Genomic DNA, 21529 nt, shown 5'->3' on the forward strand with positions numbered 1-21529 from the left:
TTAGGCGCTCTCCCCTTTTTAAAAAAACAATGAGCTGCGTCTTCTTAAGTATTGCCTTTTCCCCTAAATTCCAGAAGTCTATTTTCATGGTAGTTGCATAAGAAAAAGCTGCCTTAAAGACAGCTCTGATCTTCAGCTAAGCACCTGTTAGCTTAATAAGAACTATTAATATGATTTACTTTTAATTTACTCCAAGTCGATTTCCAATTCTTTTTTGAAATACGTCCTTCGTAAATTTCCACTCGTTCTTTAGTTTCTGTAAAAAAAGGAGTCGGCTTCACCTCTAAATTAACAATATCACTAATTCCACAAGGGGCTATTAATATCACATTGTCTTTTTCATCTAATTTTACTCCTAAAGCTGTCGCTGTTTCTGGAAACTTGGATATAGCATCAACAGAAGAGGAATAAGGAGACATATTGCTTTTAATGTGCATTCTTGCTTCATTCTTTACCGACCAAGGTATGTAGGGAATTAGGGATTTAAGTTTTTCTTCAAGTTTCTTTTCTTCTAATTCATCAATATTATTCGGTTCAAAATAGATAACATCAATATCTGGGATAGGTGTTCTTTCACTGAAATCGTGTAATGTATCCCATACTTTTGAACGAACAAATCCAGCACATATCCACCAATCAGGTAATTTTAATGATTTTACAGATTTTAATATTTCCATCATCCATTTATCTTTACTAATAACCGAAATAATTTTTTCCTCATTCATCACTGTAAAGTTACTCCTTAAAATATGTATTGCATAAATTATTCTTTATCCTTGAATGCTTTTCCTTCTTCAACTATCCTGCCCCGTTTAGTTTGCATAAAGAAAAAGCTACCTTAAAGACAGCTTTGATCTTCACCTAACGCACCTGTTAGTTAAAAATGACTCCCTTTTTACTTAACATTCATCTGTCTTTTCATCAAGTACCCAAGAGATATCAGCCCCAAAGTCCAACTGCACGACAGGATTAGGGAAGTATTCTGGCACAAACTCTAGGTCGTAAGAAAAACCTATTGTGAAGTTCTTTATACGAACTGTATTAGTATCATTCCAAGTAGACATTGTACACAATTCTCCTTCTAACACTCTGCCAACTAAATGATAAATACCTATGTATGAACGTATTCCGCATTCATTTGTAGGATAATCAGAGAGATGTCCTGGTTTAGCTGGATTAATTCCTAGTCTACTGAATACATTTGCTACGGAAGTATCTAAATATTTACAGGCTTCCACAAAATTGTTGCAGTATAGACAACTACATACCTCTATACATTTGTTATAAAATTCTCGGGTCTTATCAATATCAACTTCTAATAACCATTTCTCTATTTTAATCTGTTGCAGCATTTCGACACCCACTTCTTTGAAATCTCCAGCTACCCCTTTATTCGGTAAACATTTTAAAATTCCTTGTTGAACTAACCTGCCCCTATAGTTCCATAAGAAAAAGTTGCTTCAGCAACCTCCCTTATTGAAGTATTTAATCCATCAATCTATAAAACAAAAAAAGATTAGCTCATAGCTAATCTTTTTTGTTCTTAATGATAAATTCCCCTAATTTGCTCAATAAATGTAATGTGTAAATAATCATTAAGGCTCTGGCTACTACAAAACCATCTATAGCTAAGTCATATCCGCCTCGTAATAAGGCTGAATCCGAAAACCAAAAATAAATTGATATTGCCAGAGGTATTAAGAGAAAAATCAAAGCTAGTTGAGTTTTTTTTTCCATAAGATCCCGCCTTATTATATGTATATTACAAATAATACATTATTCCTGGAAAGAAAAAACTAAAAAGTGGAAAATATTTACTACTTTAATGACTCTGTAAGGCATTTTAGTAAGAGGTAATATAAATACGTCAGAGGATATAATTCCGCCCACCAATGCACATCGTTTTTGGCATTGCATTTTACGATAGGTCTTATAATAGCACTCCTTATGGAAAGTTCCGTAAGGAAAAGCTGCCTTAAGACAGCTCCGATCTTCAACTAACGCACCCGTTAGTAAAGGAATTATATGTTTTTCAATTATGCCTTTTTTTCTCACTATAAAAAACACAATAAATGACAGTCAGTATAAAAAATATATAACAAGTAATCATCTTTGCCAATTTTGGTATGAAGTCTAGAATATCCGTAAGGGAGAATACTATTAAGCACACCACTGGTGTGAAGGTAATTAACCATATATACATTTTATTTTTAATAATCATAACCATAGTTAGGATTATTAATATTGCATAAATCACTATATTAGACAATTAAATAACCTATTCCCTTTCTTTTTTTACTTTTTCTTAATGAACTAACGCACCTGTTAGTTCAACAAGTACTAGCTCATTTAGCATATCAAGCTATTTATAGTCATTCTATATTTTTACTATCATAATTATTTAACCATTTCTCAGCAAAATCCACTGCTTCTGTAAGTGAAAAAAGGCGACAGTTAGCAGAACCCACTTTGCCAGCTTTCAGATCATGCTCTCCTTCAAACGCTTGACCGACTTCTTGAAATAGTTCCTCTCTAAATTCTAGGTCTTTATATTCTTTCCATACACTTTTACCTTCTACTAGCATAGGTGAACCCTTACTTATAATTTTTTGATAAGGAATCCTATACTCTGCAAGATGGAAGCATGTAGTACTATCAAAATCAGCACCTAATAGTAATACATGTGAATGATGCATATAAAGTTTTCCTAAAGGTGATTGTTCACCAAGTCCGAAGTTCAAAGGATGTTGATTAAGAATTTTATTTTTATCTTTACCCCAAGCTATAAAAGAGTAGTTTGGGTGATCACTTCTTTTAACTTCTGGATAAGACCTGAATAACTCCACTATTTTTCCCATCCCTTTAGTGGTAGGGGTATAGTTAGAATTGTAAGCTGGCATACTTTCTCTAATAATATTCCACCACTCTTCTGGTACGGGAGGATTTTCCCAATCTTTTGGGTCAGATAATTCCACAGATTGAGAAGGCATCACGATGGTACCTTCTTCAGTAACAACATCTATTAATGCTTGAATAACAGCTACAGCCCCGCCATTTACCCATCCTATGGATGATAAAGAGGAATGTACAAGTACAGTCATTCCTTTCTTTAACCCTAAAGCTTTCAAATCTTCTGCTATCGACTGTTTAGTTCTTGGAAAAGTTGTACTTTCAATTATTGTTTTCATTTCATTTGTTCATCTCCAATTGATAACCTATTATTAGTATTATTATCTCTAGCTGTAAGTTTGGTGACAATTAAATCCTGCCCCTTTAGTTACCACAGCAAGACCTGTTATTGAAGTAAAGCACCCGTTAGTTTAAGTAGAAACCTTCACAATCTCTTCTAAGCTTTAACATAATCCAACCCCTAAAATGTGTTGTTCTAGAATCTTGTGCAATACAAAAAGACGCCTTCTTATTAAAGAAAAGCGCCCGATTGTGGAAGATTAAAAGCTGTTTAAGGGTTCCCCACTTATTGAAACATTAACACTTCATAGGTGGCTAATGGAGAAACTTAATAAGAACATTAAAATTATGTTACAATTAACAACGTTGGGTAAAAATGCTAATATTTTAGGGGATGATTTTTTGAAAAAAATATCAATGTTATTCATTTTATTCGGTATGCTATTTTTTGTAGTAGCATGTACATCAAATAAAACCAATAACGAAATGGAAAGCTCTGATAATAATGTCACACCAAATAATTTAATTTCCTACTATGAAACAATCAAATTAGAAAATGCCATTGAATCTTCTTTTAACAAAAATGTGTTTAAGAAAAAAGGGCATCCAGATGCTATGATTTAACCATTTCCCGTGCAAATAAAGAAGTCGTTCTCGTGATTAGACCTTACTCCAAGAAAAACTTTAATTATTTAAAAGATGACCTTCAAAGCAATATTGAAGAGGTATTACAAACAAAAAAATATGGGGATTATAAAGTGAAAGTTCTTGCTGATTGGAATGACACAAATCAAACAGAACGGCAAGAACAAGAGGATAATATTATTCAAGAAGTCGTAAAAGAAATGAAGCAAGTCCATAAAATAGAAGTCCTTCTAGGAGGGGTTATGTTTTCAGCTACTGACGGACGTATTGTACAGTTAGATTTGATGTTTTATAAAAACGGTAAAGAAGTTATTGAGCCAAATGAGGTTAACAATTTTTATAAAGAATTTCTTAAGTTAGCTCAAGAAAAAGGATTCAATGTTAAGGATATTCCAATACGTTTTAAATCAAATTTAAAACGAGATTGGGAAATGAAAGTTATGCCATCAATAGATCAAGGGTTGAAAGAAATAAAGGATTTCAAAGTTACATCTACAACTATAATAGATGATCAGAATCCCATTATTATTAATACTTCCATAGACAGTACAGATAAAAAAGCTAAAGAAATAGGAAAACGTATTGAAGAACTCACAAATGAATTTTTTCAATATAAACAAATAAAAAAATCATTTCCTGGCCCTTATGAAATTCATGTTCTAAGTAAAGACAATAAGAAAATAAATTAAGCAATAAAAAAAGGATCTTCCAATCAAAGATCCTTTTTTATTGTATATAAGATTTATTAAGTAAACTAGCTTGCTGCTAATTGCTATGTTCCTCAACAATCTGGCCCTTTAATGGAATAATATGAATGACGTTTTTAAATAACTTTATTATGTTTTAAACGACTTTATTGTAAATTAAACAACGTTAATTAACAGTATTCCTTATGGAACTATCCTGCCCCTTTCGTATTATAAGGTCAGCCAGATATTTCTGGTTGAACAATTTTTATATCGATATATGATAACGGTAGCTGGGGTAGAACGTTCCTGCCCGTGGGGCTTGGACCCCGTCAACTAAACAGTTCGCCCCCTACTTGCTTAAACATGATTTGGCTGGTTGGGACCAAGATCTCGTATAACAAGCGAAGCTATGATACTGCAAGAAGGATTAGGGGTTACCGGCAATAATATGTTTTTGGAGGAGATAAAAAATGAATCCAGTGGTTGGTCTGGATGTAGCGAAAGGTGAAAGTCAGGTTCAAGCGTTCTTGGATAAAAAGAATCCTTATAAAAGAAGTTTTAAAGTAGCACATACCATTGAAGGACTAGAGAGCTTACACCAATATCTTAGAGAGATAGAAAACATAACAGGAATTCGACCTCCGGTCGTTTTAGAGTCTACTGGGCATTATCATACGCCCATTGTGCAGTATTTTGAGGAGAGAGGTTACTTATTAATTATCGTTAACCCACTCATTTCTTATCGTGCGAAGAGCTCTAGTTTACGGAAAGTAAAGACAGATTTAATCGATGCACGTCACCTCTGCGAGCTGTACTATAAAGAGGATTTAGAGCCTTATAAAAAACGAGGGATACAACTCTTAAATCTTCGTAATCTTTCAAGACAACATTCAAATATAACAGGTATCTATGTACAAACAAAACTACAGTTTCAGGCTGTTCTTGATCAAGTATTTCCTGAATATAGAGGGGTTTTTGGAGATTTGTATTCGGTTGTTTCTTTGCTTACTCTATTAGAATTCCCTACTTCTGAAGACATATTAGCAGTCGGTGAAGAAACTGTAGCAAATAGGATTAATGAACTTTGTCCAAGTCGTTCTAGAAAGTGGGCGAATACAAAGGCAGAGAAACTTATCGCTGCCTCAGCTCGAAATCCTTTTCAGAGAACTTTATATCAGAGTCACATTTTAAGCCTAGAGATGTATATAAAAATGCTTCTAGAATACCAAAAGCACCTATCCAGGTTTGAAGACGAGATAGATGCTTTGGCAAAAGAAATTGAAGAATATAAGATTATCCAATCCATCCCTGGAATCGGTGAAAAAATCGCTGCAACGATTATTTCTGAAATTGGAGAGATTGATCGGTTTAATCACCCTAAAAAACTAGTGGCATTTGCCGGAATTGACCCAAGTATCTTTGAATCAGGTAAATTTAAAGGCACAGTAAATAGGATTACCAAAAGAGGTTCTGGCAGACTACGACATGCCTTATATATGGCCGTTCGTTGTGCCATTCGTGATTGTCGCAAGAAGAAAACGACAGATGAAATCATCCCTCGGAACAAGAGATTACGAGAGTTCTATGATAAGAAACGTGAAGAAGGAAAGCCCTTTAAAGTAGCTGTGATAGCATGTGCTAATAAGCTTCTACAATGGATTTATGCACTATTACAAAATAACTCAACTTTCCAAGATCTAACCTAGTTTAAAAGTATAACTAAATAGCACAAAACTTTCCAAATACGGTTCATTGGAAGGTTATTTGGCATGCACAAATTTAGTATAGCATGAAATATTTTAAGTTTTCATTGAAAAATGTTGACTAACTATTAGCTGGTTTAGTTCTATAAGAAAAGGGATTGCCGCAGCAACCCCTTTTTCACAATAGCTAGATTCGGTAAATAAAATAATCTACATTATACATGATAACTAAAGCTAACAATAGGTAAGTAAGTGTAATGACATATTGTTTTGAGGTTTTCAGGTACTTCCACTCCATAAACGACTGAAAACCAAATGATACAATAAAAAAGCACATATACCACATAACATTTTTGTCCTCTTCTATTGCATAGGGAAGAGTACATAAAAAAGTTAATAGGATTAGACCTCTTCCCCATCGGTCAATATTCTTACCAGAAGTTTCTGATATCTTTTCTTTCTTTTCTACACCAAGCCATTTCGTTAGAAATTTATTTATAAAGAGTGTAAGAATAATAATAATGATAAAGAACATAATGAACACTAAGAATTCCAATTAAATATCCCCTTTTCAAGACCCTTTTATCTATATTTTACCATAATATTATTTGTATCTTATTCAAACTAAACTCTTCCTATAGTTGCATAAGAAAAAGCTGCCTTAAAGACAGCTCCGATCTTCAGCTAATGCACCCGTTAGTTCATTAAGCTAATTATTTAGGTGTTCATTCCTTCAGAAAAAAAACGCTCTGGTAAAATCTCTCCTGTTTCTTCAGTAATTCTTTTGTATTCTATTTTATATGTTGGATTATTTATGAATAGTTGATCTAAAGAATCACCTAATTTCCAAGGTGTGAAACTTCCTGAAAAAGCATAATTAAGAGATTTTACCATAGCCTCGTCAAACCCATCTCTTAAGATTAAATGGCATATTAAATTTCTATGATCTCCAGACCAATTAAAATTTGAAATGTTATGATCTTCAAATGCTATTCGTTTAAACTCTGTAAAGAAACCTGATTCCTCCAATGTATTAAGAACTGTTTCATCATGCTCCGTTAACAATAAATTATCAATTACACTACTAACAGTACTTACAAATTCTTCAAACTGTTCTTTAGGTATAAGCCCATGTCTAAGAAGCGTTATCAGAATAGAAGATTTGTTATAATTTTTTTCTTTCCAAAGTGAACGAATAAATACAGGATCATCAGAAAAGTAAATGAGATTACTAGGATCTACCCTTAAGATATCCAATATTAAATCCTTTTTAGTTTTCAAATAATTGACTGCATGGACTCTAAATTCACTTTCTATTGTTAATAATTTAATCCAAAAACCTTCATCGTACATAGGTATACTTGGTGCAATATCGGAGTAATCAAATATTTTATCAAGCACTTCATTATAATCACTCGGTTCGATTGCATATTGAATATCCTTAATAATAGGTAATGGATCTGCATTAGGGGGTGTTAAGTTTTTATCAAAGAAAACACTAATTCGTTCTAGTAGAGATTCTTTTCCTCCATTAACCCCAAACTTAGAAAGATTTGATTCAACAAAAAGCCAGAAAGTTTCTACATGACTCATTCCAATTTTATTATCTTTTCCATGAGCACAATCATTTCGTCTGTCTTTCCAATAGAAATATTGTTTTTTAACATCGTCGGACAATCTAAATATACTTCCAGGTTTAGTCCTGTCTACGCATTCGATTATTTTAGTCTCCCACTTATCATCATCCCTTAACTCACCTTGAATATTTCCCCATAATTTCGGTGGAATTCCAGGGGGGCATCTGCCGAGAGAATCCTTTCTTTGATTATGTTTTGGAAAGATAAATATGAGAATAATAAAGATGCCTTATAGGCTTTTGCTCTATAACATAATATTGCTTCATCAATTAATTCTTCAGTTCTATAACTTATTTTTTGATCTTTTATCCATTCCTCAAAGTGCAATCTCATTGTAAAAAACTCCTTGTAGAATAAATTGGCACACATAGTTAGATATTATCATAAAGGAGTACTAACCTGCCCCTTTAGTTGCATAAAGAAAGAGCTGCCATAAAGGCAGCTCAGATCTTCAGCTAACGCACCTGTTAGTGCCATAAGAAAAAGGTTACCTCAGCAGGTTGAAATCATTTTTAATATTCACAAAAATAAACGGGACTATATACCAATTCAGAAAATTCAAATGAAATTATCAGATAGCCACCCTTATCGCCAGTTGCCGTTCAAGTTTTCTTTTTACTCGCTGGAGAGCATTATCAATGGACTTTACATGCGTGTTTAGTTCTTCAGAAATTTCCACATATGATTGTCCATCCATATATAAGGTCAACACACTTCTTTCCAAATCACTAAGCAATTCTGCTATTTTAAGTTCTATATCATTAGCTTTTTCTTGGTTAATGAACAATGCTTCCGGATTCGTTATTTTTTCTCCGGATATCCTATCCATAAGCGTATAGTTTGATTCTTCATCATAAAGAGGCATATCCAGAGAAACATACGAGTTTAGAGGTACATGCTTTTGACGAGTAGCCGTTTTAATCGCGGTTATAATCTGTCTAGTGATACAAAGTTCAGCAAAAGCTTTAAAAGAGGCCACCTTGTCCTCTCTAAAGTCACGAATAGCTTTATATAGACCAATCATTCCCTCTTGAACAAGATCTTCTTTATCTGCACCAACTAAAAAATATGGTCTTGTCTTCGCACGAACAAAATTCTGATATTTATTAATTAAAAAAGCCAATGACTCGCTATCTCCACTATGAACCATCTTTACTAAAACTTTATCTTCTAATTTAGCATAATTTTCAATCGGCTGTACTCCGATGTTTACACTCACTCATATCCCTCCGCCAAATTGAGTTATGATGCTTTTTAATAAACTGATAGATTGTGATACTAGCGCTTGTTTAATCCACTTTAATATCTCTTGATCTTTTCTAAAATTATAAAGGACAACAAATGAAAACGCTGTCGAAATATGAAACAATTAAAAATGCTATAAATCTAAGATAAAGATTGATAAGCATTTTTGTTAAGATTCTTTTCTGCTAAAGGATGGCTTTATGGATGGTTGAAAAAGATGGGAAACTTTTTGATCACCCCCAAAATATTCGAATATATGAAGCGAACCACGAAAGAATGGAAATCCTGTAAAAAGACAATAAAGTAATTTAATTTTAAAACCTAAAAAAAGCATAACCCCGTTCTAAATTTAAGACGGGGTTAAAATATAGTTGTTTAATTTTGGATATAAGATACTTCACTGTAATCAAAAATATTAAATTAAAGTCATTTAAAAATCTAAGGTTTATTCAATAATAGCGCCCAATTGTTAAAGATCATTAATCAACTAACGCACTCGTTAGTTCATTAAGAAAAGGTTGCTTCAACAACCTCCTTTATTGGTGTAAAGTACGTATTTCCTGAGTTTCTTTGAATGTGGGGTGTTGAGAAAGTATCTTGCTGAAAAGCTCGAGACTTATCTTTTTATTCAGCTACCTAAGCCAAGTGAGTATCCAAATGTTTTAAAAATTTCTGCTGGAGATTACTGGTGTATCCAAAATAACGGTTGGTCTATTGATTCTGCTTCTGAAATTTTTAGTGAGGAATGGATATCTGATGACGAGTTTTTTGTCACCGAATCTGAAATTTATGGGAATAATAAACTCTATCATCAATTGAAAAAAGAACTTCGAATAAGAAAAACATAGGGAGATTTTAGCCTTCCTATGTTTTCATTCATATTATTTATCTGTTTGTTTTTGCTTCTTTTTCAAATACTCCGCACGTATTTTTTCAAGTTGCTGCTTTTTATCAAATTTGGCAGGCTTCTGTTTTTCATGAAACTTTGTCACAGCTACCTTACCTTTGGTATCCAATTGATATTTTCCCACTTTGTTCACCTACTTTTCTTGTCTTTAAAGAGAATCTATTCACAAATATAATATACCTTATTTTACTGAAGTAAACCTTATTACTTTATTGTGTACTGGTAACTTTGTATATATCAGTAAAAACATTAAAAACTCAGTAAATAATTTATCGCCAAATGGCATTCATTTCATTGCTATAATTAAAATAAAATGCCTTGACACTCTGCATAAGCCTCAATAATTTTACTTCTTCTTATAGAACTACCACAGTTAATTAAAGTATTTCTTACGAATGCTCGCTTATTCTTTTTTTCTTTTTATCCCCCTTTCACTAGAGAATCAAAAGGAAAGTAGTGAAATTATAGCATGTCTTATTCAACTATCCTGCCCCTTAGTTGCATAAAGAAAAAGCTGCCTTAAATACAGCTCCGATCTTCAGTCGCACCCGTTAGTTCATTAAGGTATGACTACTTATTCCAATCCTTAGTCAACATACCGTAAACAATATGGTCAACATAATGGTCATACAACCATTCTGCTTGTCTTATACAACCTTCATTAATAAAACCCAATCTTTCGGGAATTCCTCTACTTTTCTTATTCTCCTCAGCAACCCTTATTTCCACTTTATCTAGTTTCAATTCAATAAATGCATAATCAGTCAATGCCTTAGCTACTCTTGTCATAATTCCATTTCCTTGATATTCTTCTCCGAGCCAATAACCAATATATGCAGTTTTATTTGACCAATTTATTTGGTTATAACCTGCTACACCAACAATTTGTCCCTTATAAATAATAACTGTATTGACACTCTTGTTTTCAGCAAAACCTTTTAAACACATATTAATGAACCCTTTTGTATCTTCAAGTTTTGTTGTATTATCCAGCCAAGGAAGCCATTCTTGTAGGTATTCCCTGGATTGATTTGTTATTTCGAAAACTCTTTCTGCATCCTTTAATTCTAATAGTTTCAATGATAACTCCTCATCAATCTTATGTATGAACATACTCATCCCCCTAATTTTTCCATTGGTTTATTATGAATATTAACATATATGATTAATAAATAAATCACTTGTTTATGATGGAGTTAACCTGCTCCGTTAGTGCCATAAAGAAAAAACTGCTGCCTTAAAGGCAGCTCTGATCTTCAGCTAAAGCACCTGTTACTATTAATTAAGAAAATTATTTTTTAGGGCTTGTGCATTCTCTTTATCTAACTCTCCATAACTTTCGTTTTCATTATTGCTAATAATTGTTGCTGTACCTGCACTTTCATTAAACCAAATTTCATATTCATAGAGTCTTTCAGGTTTATTTTCATCAAAAGTGTAAAACAAAGTAGCTTCTACGTCTGGTTTTCTAGCCACTTTAACCACTTTATTATCCCATTTGATTTGTTCAAATGACTGCCTTAGCAGCTCTATTGATTCTCTATCTGTTATCATTACAACATCTTCGTATTTTCCTTCTGTATCAATTTTTTGAACATCTACTCTTGATAATTGTCCTTTTTCTTCCCCAATACATCCGACCAACAACATCATAAAGACAAAAAGAGAAGTAAAATTTATTATTTTTTTCATCATACACCTCCATAAATTTAGACGTTTACATTACAAAATAGTTCCAGCTTATCTTCAACTAACCTGCCCCTTTAGTTGCATAAGACTTTATTGAGTTGAAAAAGACTGAGACATAAAAAAAAGACGGTTTTACCGTCTAATAAATAGCTTTCTTAATAAAAACTTACCTAGAATTAATCCTGGAATACTTAGCCATCTTAATCAAACATAAATGTTTTTTTTCGATAGCTTATTGAAAAGACTAACCCCATCGCTAACATATTACCAATTAATGAGCTTCCTCCATAACTTATAAAAGGTAAAGGTATTCCTGTTATGGGTACTAGGCCTATATTCATCCCGATATTCTCAAAAACATGGAAAAAAATCATGGAAGTAACACCGGTGCATATGTAAGATTCAAAACTATTTTTTACGTCAAGAGCTAACTTCACTATACTCGAAATAAGGAGAAAATAAATTGTTACTAAAATACTAGCTCCAAAGAAACCATATTTAGAAGAAATAACACTAAATATAAAATCCGTATGTGCTTCTGGCACATATATACCCTTTTCCAGATAACCATATACCTCTCCTGAACCAATGGCTAGTAATGCTTTGGTTAGATTATAACCTTCACCTGATGCATAAGATTCTGGATCAATCCAAGCATAAATTCTTCCTAATTGATATGTTGCGAATCCCATTGAATGAAGCATTTCAGGGTTGAAAAAGACTAAGTATATAAGAATACTAGAAATTAAGGAAATGATAATAAAAATAACACTGATAATTTTCCATGATATTCCCGAAACAATAAAAATCCCTGTAAAAATACATATTAATACTAAAGACGTACCTAAATCTGGTTGTAGCATAATTAAAAGTATAGGAAGAACTGTAGCAGCTCCCATCTTAATTAACAGTAACAAATCTGTTTTTAAAGTTTTATCTAAATATTTTTCATGATGTTTTTGTACTAAGAAACTTAAACAAATTATCAAAGATATTTTTGTGAATTCAGCTGGTTGTAGAGATCCGATTCCCGGAAGTTGAAACCAACTTTTGGCTCCATTTATTTCACGAGCTATTGATTCAGGTGCCAAAATTAACGCGATTAATAGAATGATGCTAAATGAGTAAATAAACCAATTCAAGCGAAAGATCTGTTCAGAATCTAAATACATAATTCCTGCAATTATTCCGATTCCCACAATATACCAGGTTATTTGTCTAAATAAAAAATTCCCTTCATATTGACCAAAATCTTGAGCATTTAATATAGCTATACAACTTGTTATAAATAGTAAAAGTAAAAGTGTAATTAGGTTGTAATCCAACTTTGAATTTTTCATTTTTTCCCCTTGTAAATATTTTCTTATATTGTAACTTAACTTAATTATACTAAAAATGTAATTTTTTTAAATAAAAGCACTTTTATTGTTCATACATTCTAGGTATACAATTGAATAAAAGCATGAAGGATAACCAATAAAAAAAATGTTATCTTTTTTTGTTATACGATTTTATTTTTTCTTTATATTTGTTCTTTGATTAAACTTTTATAGAACCATTTCCAAATTTACACATTATTTCACAAAAAGTAATTAAAAGTATACAAGTAATTCACTAGCAACCTTCCTTATTGAAGTAAAGCACCGGTTAGTTCTATAAGCATTAGAAACCCGTAAAGCCACCAAATACATTATTTGTTAGAAAAGATGTAATCTTGGCCATCCAATCAAAAAATAAGACAATCCCCATAATAACTGTTATATAGCCACCAAATTGAGTTATTTTGTGGTTATATTTATTTATCCATCCTGATTTTCCTATAAAAAATGACATTGCTAAGAAAGGTATGGAAAACCCAAGAATATAAGCAATCATATATAATAAACCTTGTCCAGTCGATAAACCAAGGGTTACGATGGCACCTAATATGGGTCCAATGCAAGGAGTCCAACCAGCAGCATATCCTATCCCAATTAAAATAGAACCTATATAACCAGATGGGCGATTTTTATAATTTATTTTTCTGTCCATCATCAAGAATTTAGGTTGAAAAAACCCAACAATCATTAAACCAAAAATAATTATCAAAATAGCCCCTACTTGTCTAATTAAATTAATATATTCATAAAAGAGATCGTAAATAAAAGAAGTGGATAACCCTAATATTACAAAGATAATAGAAAAACCGATCAAAAAGAATAAGGTATGAAGCATTGGTTTGCGGTTTAATTTGTTATTATCTTCTTTTAATTCACTTATTGATAATCCTGTAATATAAGATAAAAACGCAGGGTATAAGGGTAAACAGCAAGGAGATATAAAAGATAGTATCCCTGCACCAAAAGATAAAAGAATATTTAAGTCTCCCAATCTTATTTCCTCCAATTTCCGCTTCTCCATTCTGTATAACTTTACCATATATGCCTATAACCTTGTTGAACTATTCTGCCTTTAGCTCCATAAGAAAAAGAGCTGCCGAAGCAACTCCTTTTGAATTAAAGCACCTTTGAGTTCATGAAGGAAATCCAGGTATGTCTAATCAGCCAAGATTTTCGGATAACTTCTTAATTATTTGTTTAGAATTAGATGCAAAATCCACAGATGCATCATAATACATTTTTCCGTCTTTAATCAGGGAGAAATCACCAATCTCGATTCTTAGCAGAGTACTATCGCCTTTATCTTTTAAGTGATAATTATATGCGACATCACCTTCATTCGGTTTTACTTCCCAATTTGAAACGTGCAAAGCGATTTTTAATTCTTTCTGCACAACTGCTCTAATGATTTTAGTGATTGACTGACCGCCATTAGGGAGATCCCAAATCACCTTACTTCCCTCGGTCATATCTTCATTAGGATAATTTTCTGGTAGTTCATCCCATTCTGCAACGTATTTGGGTTTAGTAAGCACTTCCCAGACTTTCTGAGAATTCGCCTCAATGAGTATCTCATCTCTTACAATTAGCTGTTCGGTCATTTGTAGAACTCCTTTCAAATGAATGACAACTCGTTATTTCTCCCAAAGCTCGATCAGTCGGCCTTCAGGATCTACAATCCAAATAAACTTTCCAAATTCACTAATCTCTTTTTTCTTTGCAAGTGGTACTCCAATATGTTCAAGATGCTTAATTGTCTCGTTTAGATTATGTACTTCGAAATTTAACATCACTTGTTGTTCTGTTGGAAAATAACTGTCATTCTCGGTAAAGAAAGAAAAGATCGTTTCATTTCCTAATTGCGGTTTTATCACAGTCCCATTCCAATTTTCTATTTCAATCTTCAACACTTCACTGTACCACTTTTTTACAACTTCAAGATTCTTGGTTCTCCAAAATATTCCTCCGAAACCTTTTATCATCGTATCTAACTCCTGTCTGTCATCCAATTTTCATCTATCGATTACATTAGATATTCGAGATTTACATTTCAAGTTCCTTCTTCAACTATACTGCCCCTTTAGTTCATTACTATATTTCCCTAGGATGAAGGCAAATTCCTGGTGCTGAACTAACGTGCTTACATTAGGGAAAAGGCGTTCCTGCTTATTACAGAAACGCACCCGTTATGTTTCCCCTTCATTCTTTCAATGAATGGGGAGGATACTTCTTTTGGATATGACTTATAAGTGCAGTGACAACTTGCGGACCGGATTCTACGAGTCTGCCTTGTTCAAATGCAGTGAAGTTATCACCGCCTGAAGCTAAATAATTACTAATCGCTACTTCATATTCGTTGTTTGGCTGAATCTCTTGACCCTTCTTGTCTTTCAGCACAACAACCTTGCTGCCAATTGGAGCTTTGGCTTCCCAATCATACGTTAAGCCAACCGTTTGTAACCTATTTTCATAATCTTTCGTCCACTGCTGTTCTAAAGCAAGTTTTATCTGCTCTCCTGTTAAAATTAACTTACTGACACTATGACCCATAGGCACGTTTGTATAAAGGTCTTCTACCGTAATCTTCCCTTTTTTTAAGCTTTTCCGCATTTCGCCTTGATGGACAAAAGCAATATCTACCCCCATGGCTTCGCGCTCAGATTCTGCAATCATTTTCGCTAATGGGGATTCACCGTTTGCATCTTGATTTCGTCTGATTTCTTCAGGCATTTCCCCTATTACCTGATTAAATTTGCTCCCTAATCTTTTTCTATATTTATTTAAAAGAGCAACCGTTTCTTCATCCGGTTTTATATGTTGATGTGAAGTGGCAATGATCTTTGCTTGTTTCTTAACAATAATTTTAGTATGCGGGTCAATTTCAAGATTTACTTGAGAAAAGGCATTCCCATTAGAATAAGCTTGAACGATCAGTTTACCGGCTGCAACGGTATTGGCATATTCATGGCTGTGACCCGCAAAAATGACATCTACCTCATCATCGATTTTTGGAGCCATATCCACTAAAGCTCCAGTGGAATTTGCTCCTGCCTTTTCTGATTTAGCTGAATTATGTGCCAGTACAACAATCACTTTGATCCCTTTTTCCTTTAAAATCTTTACGGTTCGGTTAATAGCTGAAACTTCATCCGTAATTTCTACTTCTTTTCGATTTTCAGGGGACACATACATGTTGGTCTCTTTTGTGACCACACCGATAAATCCAATATCAATTCCGTCCATTTGTTTAATAACATACGGTGGTAACAAGGGAATGCCCGACTTTCTGTCGATGATATTTGCAGAACTGTAAGCAGTATTGGCACCTTGAAAATACCCTGTTTTTTTATTGAATCCTCCATGAATAAGACGTTTCATTTCATTTATGCCTTCGTCCAATTCATGATTTCCAGGTGTCCCGACATCAAAGTGCAGGAGGTTTAAAAATTCAATCGTGGGTTCGTCTTGAAATTGAGAAGAGATTGGAGGGCTTCCTCCTACCATATCACCAGCATGAACAAGTAATGTATTTGGGTTTTCTTGTTTATATTTTTTTAAATAGGCAGCCAAGTATTCAGCACCGCCTGCCATGGTTCCTGAAACCAATTGATATTTGTTTAGTTGGCCGTGAAAATCATTAACGCCTAATAATTGTAGTTGAATGTAGCGGTTGGATGTGGAATGATTCGTTGTGGGATGATTGGATGAGAAAGCAGTGATTTTATAAGATACGAAAATGATGATAAATACCAAGATGAACAAAGAAGTTATGGCCTGAAATTTTGACAACTTCGGATCCCTCCCTCTAGATGTAAATTAAGAATAACTCTAGAATTTTATATCCGTATAAAGGGACCGTGATTTTTTGTTATGTTTTATATAATAATTATTAAATTAACCCCGTACATGCATCTTTTTCAAAAAACTCATACGGCTTAACATTTAGAAATCTGTTAAGATTTTGACCAGCAACAGTGTTATTTAGAAAGGCTCCCATTTCCCTTCCATTATTTGTTCTAAAATAACTGATCCAATAAATAATGGAACTGCTGATCAGTTCCAGGTGTTCAAAAATAAAGTACGCTTTAGTTTAAGTACAGTACTTTACAAATTTGCTTTCGGCAGAAGGAAAGTTTGGTATCTTACTCCTATAGTTCAACAATGAAAAAAAGGCTTCCGTGGAAACCTTATAACCTTTTCTTAAGTTGACATCTTTTTACACACATTTATTAATTAATCAAATAGAATGGCTCTGTTATAGAATATTAAAAAGCAGAGGAGTGATTATTTGAATTTATTGGACATAAAAGGATCTTATGAATTGATCGCTGGTTTGGGCAGCTGGTGCGGTCCTGCCCTCCATACAAAGAGGTATGATTTAAGAAGGAATTCATTTCCCTTGGATTGGGTTCAATCTGGTTTTCTCCCTGAAGTAAATAGATTATTAAAGAATAAATTTGAGGGATATATGGAGTTAGAAAATATGCATGAGAAAAATATACTCGCTCATTTTGTTGATGAAGGAAATGTTGTTCTTGAACCAGGGGGTATTCAACCATCAAAAGCACATTTTATTCATGATAGCCACTATAAGATTGATTCCGTCCATGATTTTCCGAAGATACCAAATCAAGATTGGACTGTTCAATATCCAGCATTTAAAAATAAGCTGAATCACCGCATCCAAAATTCCCTTACAATATTATTGAATTACAATCTATTTTATCTCAACTTACAACGGGTAAGTTTAACCTGTTGATTATGCAGCCAGTAGATGGTGGTTTAACAGGAGTTAACGACATGAACTGGCCCCATGATGGAGTGCTGCTCTAAAAAAAAGCTGGACAGTTCCTGGTTACAGGAAAGCAAGACCGCTGTATGGATGTTTAAAAAATTGGCCCATAGCACAATAATATAGGCAACGTATGTCTGTCTTTATTCCGCCAAAGGAGGAGTATCCATTTGAAGATTTCTTCAATATCGTTCAAAGAACCTCCCGTTTATCATGAATTCCCTCCCCTCTATGAAGGCTTAGGGCTTCCTGAGTTATCTTCATTCATTCAGCAGCGATTTGAATTTGCATATACCTTGGGGAAAGCCGAAAGAACGGGGCTTGCTAGTATCCGCTTTTATAAACGCCAGGGGGATTTCGAAGTACATATACCTGATAAGATGCCAGGAGTGGGTCCAATAAAGCTTCGGGAACTAAAGGGGTTGTTACTGGAGAAAGCCAAAACAGCATTCATCGAAAATATTGAATCCGAACCAAAAAAAAGAAAGGTCTACTACGCCGAATTTCGCCGCCCTCGGAAAGATGCTGATTAAGTGTGCTATCCGACAAACTGGAGCCTGTTTTAGGTAAATCATTGTTTTCTTGTTGAATTTGTTTTATAAAAAGAGTTCGTACATTAATTTCCCCTCTAAAAAAAGGTTGCCGCAGCAACCTCCCTTGTTTTAATATTCCGTCTTATTTTCATTATCCAAATCATCATCAAGAAAAGACTTTTTATCTTCTTTCATTCCATACTTTTTTTCAAGAAATTGACCAATATTTGATTGGTTAATTCCTCTTCTCACTGCTGTTTCAATAACTATATAGAGAATGAATACCCCAACAATATAAAATATTATAGCCTTCACTAAAAATCCCCCTAACAACAACTCATTTCCCCCTTTATTTTACCAAAAAAAACCTTATTGGAGTGCCCGATTGTTGCATAAAAAAAAGGAGCTGCTGATCTGCTCCTTGAAATGAAATAACAGCCTAACCTCCTGTATAAACACTTTCACATGTTCCAGGTTTTGGTTCATAATAACAATGATTTTTAAATTGACCCGCAAAAGGTTGATCGTACCATGTCGGAGGGCATGGAGCATATGGATTAAAATACCAAAGTGCATATTTCCCTGGGTGTTGCCTCCAATAATCCAAATTCTGTTTTGCTAATCTTTTTTCAGCAGTTCTCGCTCTTTGATAAAATACATTCCCTTTTTGAACAGCTTCAAAAGAATAATTTCCTCCTTGTACATGAAAAATGACTTGTGGAATTGTTCTTAACTCTTTAAAGTCTAAACAATTTGCCTTAAGACGATTAACAATTACATTTCCAACATACAACATTCCTTGCAGTCCTTCACCTTCGGCTTCAGCTCTCATCATCCTTGCCATTAAATCAACGTCTGAACTTCGATAACTTACTCTCGGCATTTTTTCACCCCAAATATATCGTATGAAAAACAGCCTGCACTAATGTCATTATTTGTGAAAATACACTCTCCTTCAGTAGAGGCTGTTATTAACTCGTTTAGTAACACCGAGAAATTGGGTGTCTTAATGGAATGAAATCAAGATCCTATATGCTAGTCAGAGAAGGATTTTTTTGCACACAAGGTTTCCGATGGAATCTAAATAACAAATTCCCCCCAACAAAGTGTCGGGGGTTTTTCTTTTGAATAAGGAAACATAAAATTTTTCGATTGACTTTATGTAAAAAATAAAATAAAATTCTAAGTACTTCTTTTAAACTACTTCAATTTGAGTACTTTAAATTGAGTAATATATTTTAAAACAAAAGGATGGATTCAACATATGAAATTTACTGCATTCTTAAAAACAAGAGGTGCAACAGCGGCAATCTTTATGGGGATTTTCTATGCAGTTGCCATGCTAGGCATCTTCTTGCCTGGGTATACAGCCATTCCAGGAAATGTCGATAAATTACCTATCGCCATCATTAATGATGATGCTGGTAAAAATGGTGCAATGATCGCCGAAAATTTACAAGAAAATTTACCCTTTAAAGAAATCGAGACGGATATAACAAATAAACAAGCCTTAAAAGATTTGGAGCACAATGATTTAGCATTAGTCGTACACATCCCAAAAACCTTCTCTGAAAATATTCAAAAAGGTGAAGCGTCATCAAGCATCGACTTTACAATCAATGAGGCAGGCGCAACAGTCGTTTCTTCTACCATGAATTCTGTCGTAACTGAAATTAACAGTCAGTTAAGCACACAATTCTCGCAACAAACAGCTCAGGGCGTATTGATGAACTTTAATGTACCAGAAAAGCAAGCTGCTGAATTAGCGGAAAAGATTGAGAAATCCTATGTAGGAAATGTCGTTACAATCAACGAAATACCCGATGGCATGAATCATAATATGCTGCCGATGTTCTTAACAATGGCCGGTTATGTAGGGGCGATGATCGGGGCCATGCAATTAGTAGGTGCATTTAGAGCCAGCCGGGGAAAAGCAAGCAAAACACGTTTATTCACTTATGTGCAAATGGCTGCATTATTGATTGCCGTGGTTTCATCAATCATCGCTGTAGGTGTAGCCTATTTAATTGACAAGCCGAGCGGTGACCTATTCTTCGGTATAGTAGGTCAACAAATACTGAACTATATGGTATGTTTTAATTTCACCGCGATTTTAATCTTCTTATTTGGTGAAGGCGGCATGATTTTAAACTTACCGATTTTATTAATGCAAACAATAGCGAATGGTGCCACCATCACACGTGATATGATGCACGCACCATATGAATGGATGAGCCACATTTCACCGATGTATTACTCGGTTCAAGCTTACTTTGCAAACCTATTTGGCAGCATCAGTCCAAGTCCGTATATTTGGTCAATGGCTGCGGTAGGTGCCGTTGCGATGTTAATTAATATAGCTATTGTCGCGTTTTTGCACAAACCGATGCCAGTACAGGTTTCTGAAACAGAAGTTGAAAAGAAAGCGGCAGAAATCACAGCTTAGGTTTTGCTACAATAAGGAGATAATACTTCTTAAAGGAGCGTAGAAAATGTCTATTCAAATTTTTATATTGAGCAAGCTGATGGAGGATAGAAATTATCCCTATAAATTAAAAAAGCAGCTTTCTGAACCCATTCCATTGGATCGCCTGGGCGGATTAACGGAAAGTAAACTGTACTACCATTTTGAATCATTGGTGAAACAAGGTTTAGTCGAGCCAGTTGAAGTGATAAAAGAAGAACATCGGCCTGATAAACAGGTATTTGCGATTACGGATAAGGGTCGCGAAGAACTACCCAAAAAAATCTATAAATTATTTGAAAATGCGGATGAAATCAAGGATATGATTGTTGGTTTAGCCAACATCAAGTATGTGGACCGGGATAAAGTAGTAGATATATTAGAAAGAAAAGTAAAGTCCATCAAGGCTATTTGGGAGCAGCTTGGGAATTTCGAGCCAGAACCTAAAGGCAACGAGAATATTCGTGAATTTTTGGAGGGTTATTTTTCGACCAGAACAGATCACACAATATCTTGGTTTGAAGAGTTAATCAAAAGGATTAAGACAAAGGAATTGTGAGTTTACTTGTAGGCAAATTCGAGTTGATTTCAGAAATCCGCTCCCTTTCCGCCAACTGTCTGCCTAGCCTCCTCGATGCAAGCGTCTGTGGGGTCTCG

26 protein-coding genes are annotated in these 21529 nt (G+C 34.0%); 8 read left to right on the forward strand and 18 right to left on the reverse strand.

Features of this window, described 5'->3' with window-relative positions:
• Nucleotides 1-152: 152 nt before the first annotated feature.
• From ACZ9AO_RS24930 to ACZ9AO_RS24945, 4 genes are all read right to left on the reverse strand, one after another.
• On the reverse strand, nucleotides 153-725 hold the full coding sequence (locus ACZ9AO_RS24930) for a nucleotidyltransferase family protein (RefSeq protein WP_476111062.1): 573 nt from the start codon (nucleotides 723-725) through the stop codon (nucleotides 153-155).
• Between the two features lie 174 nt (nucleotides 726-899).
• On the reverse strand, nucleotides 900-1364 hold the full coding sequence (locus tag ACZ9AO_RS24935; protein ID WP_476111019.1) for a hypothetical protein: 465 nt from the start codon (nucleotides 1362-1364) through the stop codon (nucleotides 900-902).
• A gap of 163 nt (nucleotides 1365-1527) precedes the next feature.
• Nucleotides 1528-1737 (reverse strand): hypothetical protein, encoded by a 210-nt coding sequence (locus tag ACZ9AO_RS24940; RefSeq protein WP_262870507.1) that lies wholly within the window; start codon nucleotides 1735-1737, stop codon nucleotides 1528-1530.
• A gap of 635 nt (nucleotides 1738-2372) precedes the next feature.
• Entirely contained in the window at nucleotides 2373-3188 is an 816-nt protein-coding gene (locus tag ACZ9AO_RS24945) for an AAC(3) family N-acetyltransferase (RefSeq protein ID WP_476111022.1), read from the reverse strand.
• Between the two features lie 319 nt (nucleotides 3189-3507).
• Here ACZ9AO_RS24945 and ACZ9AO_RS24950 point away from each other — a divergent pair, with 319 nt between their 5' ends.
• The 3 genes from ACZ9AO_RS24950 (at nucleotide 3508) to ACZ9AO_RS24960 (ending at nucleotide 6229) form a co-directional block, all read left to right on the forward strand.
• A complete protein-coding gene (locus tag ACZ9AO_RS24950; protein WP_476111024.1) occupies nucleotides 3508-3813 on the forward strand; it encodes a hypothetical protein in 306 nt (101 codons plus the stop codon).
• A 32-nt stretch (nucleotides 3814-3845) separates the two neighbouring features.
• Complete coding sequence (locus ACZ9AO_RS24955; RefSeq protein ID WP_476111025.1) at nucleotides 3846-4523, forward strand: hypothetical protein; 678 nt, start codon at nucleotides 3846-3848, stop codon at nucleotides 4521-4523.
• Nucleotides 4524-4993: 470 nt separating this feature from the next.
• Nucleotides 4994-6229 (forward strand): IS110 family RNA-guided transposase, encoded by a 1236-nt coding sequence (locus ACZ9AO_RS24960; protein ID WP_476111027.1) that lies wholly within the window; start codon nucleotides 4994-4996, stop codon nucleotides 6227-6229.
• A gap of 184 nt (nucleotides 6230-6413) precedes the next feature.
• Here ACZ9AO_RS24960 and ACZ9AO_RS24965 read toward each other — a convergent pair whose 3' ends face one another.
• From ACZ9AO_RS24965 to sigH, 4 genes are all read right to left on the reverse strand, one after another.
• The gene (locus ACZ9AO_RS24965; protein WP_353616245.1) at nucleotides 6414-6761 is read right to left on the reverse strand and encodes a DUF4181 domain-containing protein; all 348 of its coding nucleotides are present in this window, start codon (nucleotides 6759-6761) and stop codon (nucleotides 6414-6416) included.
• A 182-nt stretch (nucleotides 6762-6943) separates the two neighbouring features.
• Entirely contained in the window at nucleotides 6944-7903 is a 960-nt protein-coding gene (locus tag ACZ9AO_RS24970) for a hypothetical protein (protein WP_251543906.1), read from the reverse strand.
• Between the two features lie 71 nt (nucleotides 7904-7974).
• A complete protein-coding gene (locus tag ACZ9AO_RS24975) occupies nucleotides 7975-8196 on the reverse strand; it encodes a hypothetical protein (protein ID WP_476111030.1) in 222 nt (73 codons plus the stop codon).
• 238 nt (nucleotides 8197-8434) lie between these two features.
• Nucleotides 8435-9082 (reverse strand): RNA polymerase sporulation sigma factor SigH, encoded by a 648-nt coding sequence (sigH, locus tag ACZ9AO_RS24980; protein WP_476111031.1) that lies wholly within the window; start codon nucleotides 9080-9082, stop codon nucleotides 8435-8437.
• A gap of 610 nt (nucleotides 9083-9692) precedes the next feature.
• Here sigH and ACZ9AO_RS24985 point away from each other — a divergent pair.
• Nucleotides 9693-9956: a hypothetical protein gene (locus tag ACZ9AO_RS24985; protein WP_048680417.1), complete on the forward strand. Its 264-nt coding sequence runs from the start codon at nucleotides 9693-9695 to the stop codon at nucleotides 9954-9956.
• Between the two features lie 33 nt (nucleotides 9957-9989).
• Here ACZ9AO_RS24985 and ACZ9AO_RS24990 read toward each other — a convergent pair whose 3' ends face one another.
• From ACZ9AO_RS24990 to ACZ9AO_RS25025, 8 genes are all read right to left on the reverse strand, one after another.
• Nucleotides 9990-10139, reverse strand: a complete 150-nt coding sequence (locus tag ACZ9AO_RS24990; protein WP_048680414.1) for a hypothetical protein — start codon at nucleotides 10137-10139, stop codon at nucleotides 9990-9992.
• A gap of 446 nt (nucleotides 10140-10585) precedes the next feature.
• Complete coding sequence (locus ACZ9AO_RS24995; RefSeq protein ID WP_476111033.1) at nucleotides 10586-11128, reverse strand: GNAT family N-acetyltransferase; 543 nt, start codon at nucleotides 11126-11128, stop codon at nucleotides 10586-10588.
• A gap of 165 nt (nucleotides 11129-11293) precedes the next feature.
• Nucleotides 11294-11707, reverse strand: a complete 414-nt coding sequence (locus ACZ9AO_RS25000; RefSeq protein WP_476111035.1) for a YhfM domain-containing protein — start codon at nucleotides 11705-11707, stop codon at nucleotides 11294-11296.
• Nucleotides 11708-11904: 197 nt separating this feature from the next.
• Nucleotides 11905-13044: an FtsW/RodA/SpoVE family cell cycle protein gene (locus tag ACZ9AO_RS25005; protein WP_476111037.1), complete on the reverse strand. Its 1140-nt coding sequence runs from the start codon at nucleotides 13042-13044 to the stop codon at nucleotides 11905-11907.
• Between the two features lie 322 nt (nucleotides 13045-13366).
• Complete coding sequence (locus tag ACZ9AO_RS25010) at nucleotides 13367-14074, reverse strand: cytochrome c biogenesis CcdA family protein (protein ID WP_476111039.1); 708 nt, start codon at nucleotides 14072-14074, stop codon at nucleotides 13367-13369.
• A 169-nt stretch (nucleotides 14075-14243) separates the two neighbouring features.
• Nucleotides 14244-14684 (reverse strand): SRPBCC domain-containing protein, encoded by a 441-nt coding sequence (locus ACZ9AO_RS25015; protein ID WP_251543897.1) that lies wholly within the window; start codon nucleotides 14682-14684, stop codon nucleotides 14244-14246.
• Between the two features lie 33 nt (nucleotides 14685-14717).
• A complete protein-coding gene (locus tag ACZ9AO_RS25020; protein ID WP_251543895.1) occupies nucleotides 14718-15065 on the reverse strand; it encodes a VOC family protein in 348 nt (115 codons plus the stop codon).
• 217 nt (nucleotides 15066-15282) lie between these two features.
• A complete protein-coding gene (locus tag ACZ9AO_RS25025) occupies nucleotides 15283-16872 on the reverse strand; it encodes a bifunctional metallophosphatase/5'-nucleotidase (RefSeq protein WP_476111042.1) in 1590 nt (529 codons plus the stop codon).
• Between the two features lie 499 nt (nucleotides 16873-17371).
• Here ACZ9AO_RS25025 and ACZ9AO_RS25030 point away from each other — a divergent pair, with 499 nt between their 5' ends.
• Nucleotides 17372-17842: a DUF1796 family putative cysteine peptidase gene (locus ACZ9AO_RS25030; protein ID WP_336866534.1), complete on the forward strand. Its 471-nt coding sequence runs from the start codon at nucleotides 17372-17374 to the stop codon at nucleotides 17840-17842.
• 203 nt (nucleotides 17843-18045) lie between these two features.
• Nucleotides 18046-18408 carry a hypothetical protein gene (locus ACZ9AO_RS25035; RefSeq protein WP_476111044.1) on the forward strand — a complete coding sequence of 121 codons (363 nt, stop codon included), beginning with the start codon at nucleotides 18046-18048 and terminating at the stop codon, nucleotides 18406-18408.
• A gap of 129 nt (nucleotides 18409-18537) precedes the next feature.
• Here ACZ9AO_RS25035 and ACZ9AO_RS25040 read toward each other — a convergent pair whose 3' ends face one another.
• Both ACZ9AO_RS25040 and ACZ9AO_RS25045 read right to left on the reverse strand, forming a co-directional pair.
• Entirely contained in the window at nucleotides 18538-18723 is a 186-nt protein-coding gene (locus ACZ9AO_RS25040; RefSeq protein ID WP_476111046.1) for a hypothetical protein, read from the reverse strand.
• A gap of 124 nt (nucleotides 18724-18847) precedes the next feature.
• Nucleotides 18848-19291 (reverse strand): cell wall hydrolase, encoded by a 444-nt coding sequence (locus ACZ9AO_RS25045; RefSeq protein ID WP_034310870.1) that lies wholly within the window; start codon nucleotides 19289-19291, stop codon nucleotides 18848-18850.
• A gap of 381 nt (nucleotides 19292-19672) precedes the next feature.
• On the opposite strand from ACZ9AO_RS25045, the gene ACZ9AO_RS25050 reads away from it, so the two are divergent.
• On the forward strand, nucleotides 19673-20854 hold the full coding sequence (locus ACZ9AO_RS25050) for a YhgE/Pip domain-containing protein (protein WP_476111049.1): 1182 nt from the start codon (nucleotides 19673-19675) through the stop codon (nucleotides 20852-20854).
• 46 nt (nucleotides 20855-20900) lie between these two features.
• Entirely contained in the window at nucleotides 20901-21431 is a 531-nt protein-coding gene (locus ACZ9AO_RS25055) for a PadR family transcriptional regulator (protein ID WP_251543884.1), read from the forward strand.
• Nucleotides 21432-21529 lie beyond the last annotated feature (98 nt).

This window comes from Peribacillus sp. TE19612 (assembly GCF_056279465.1).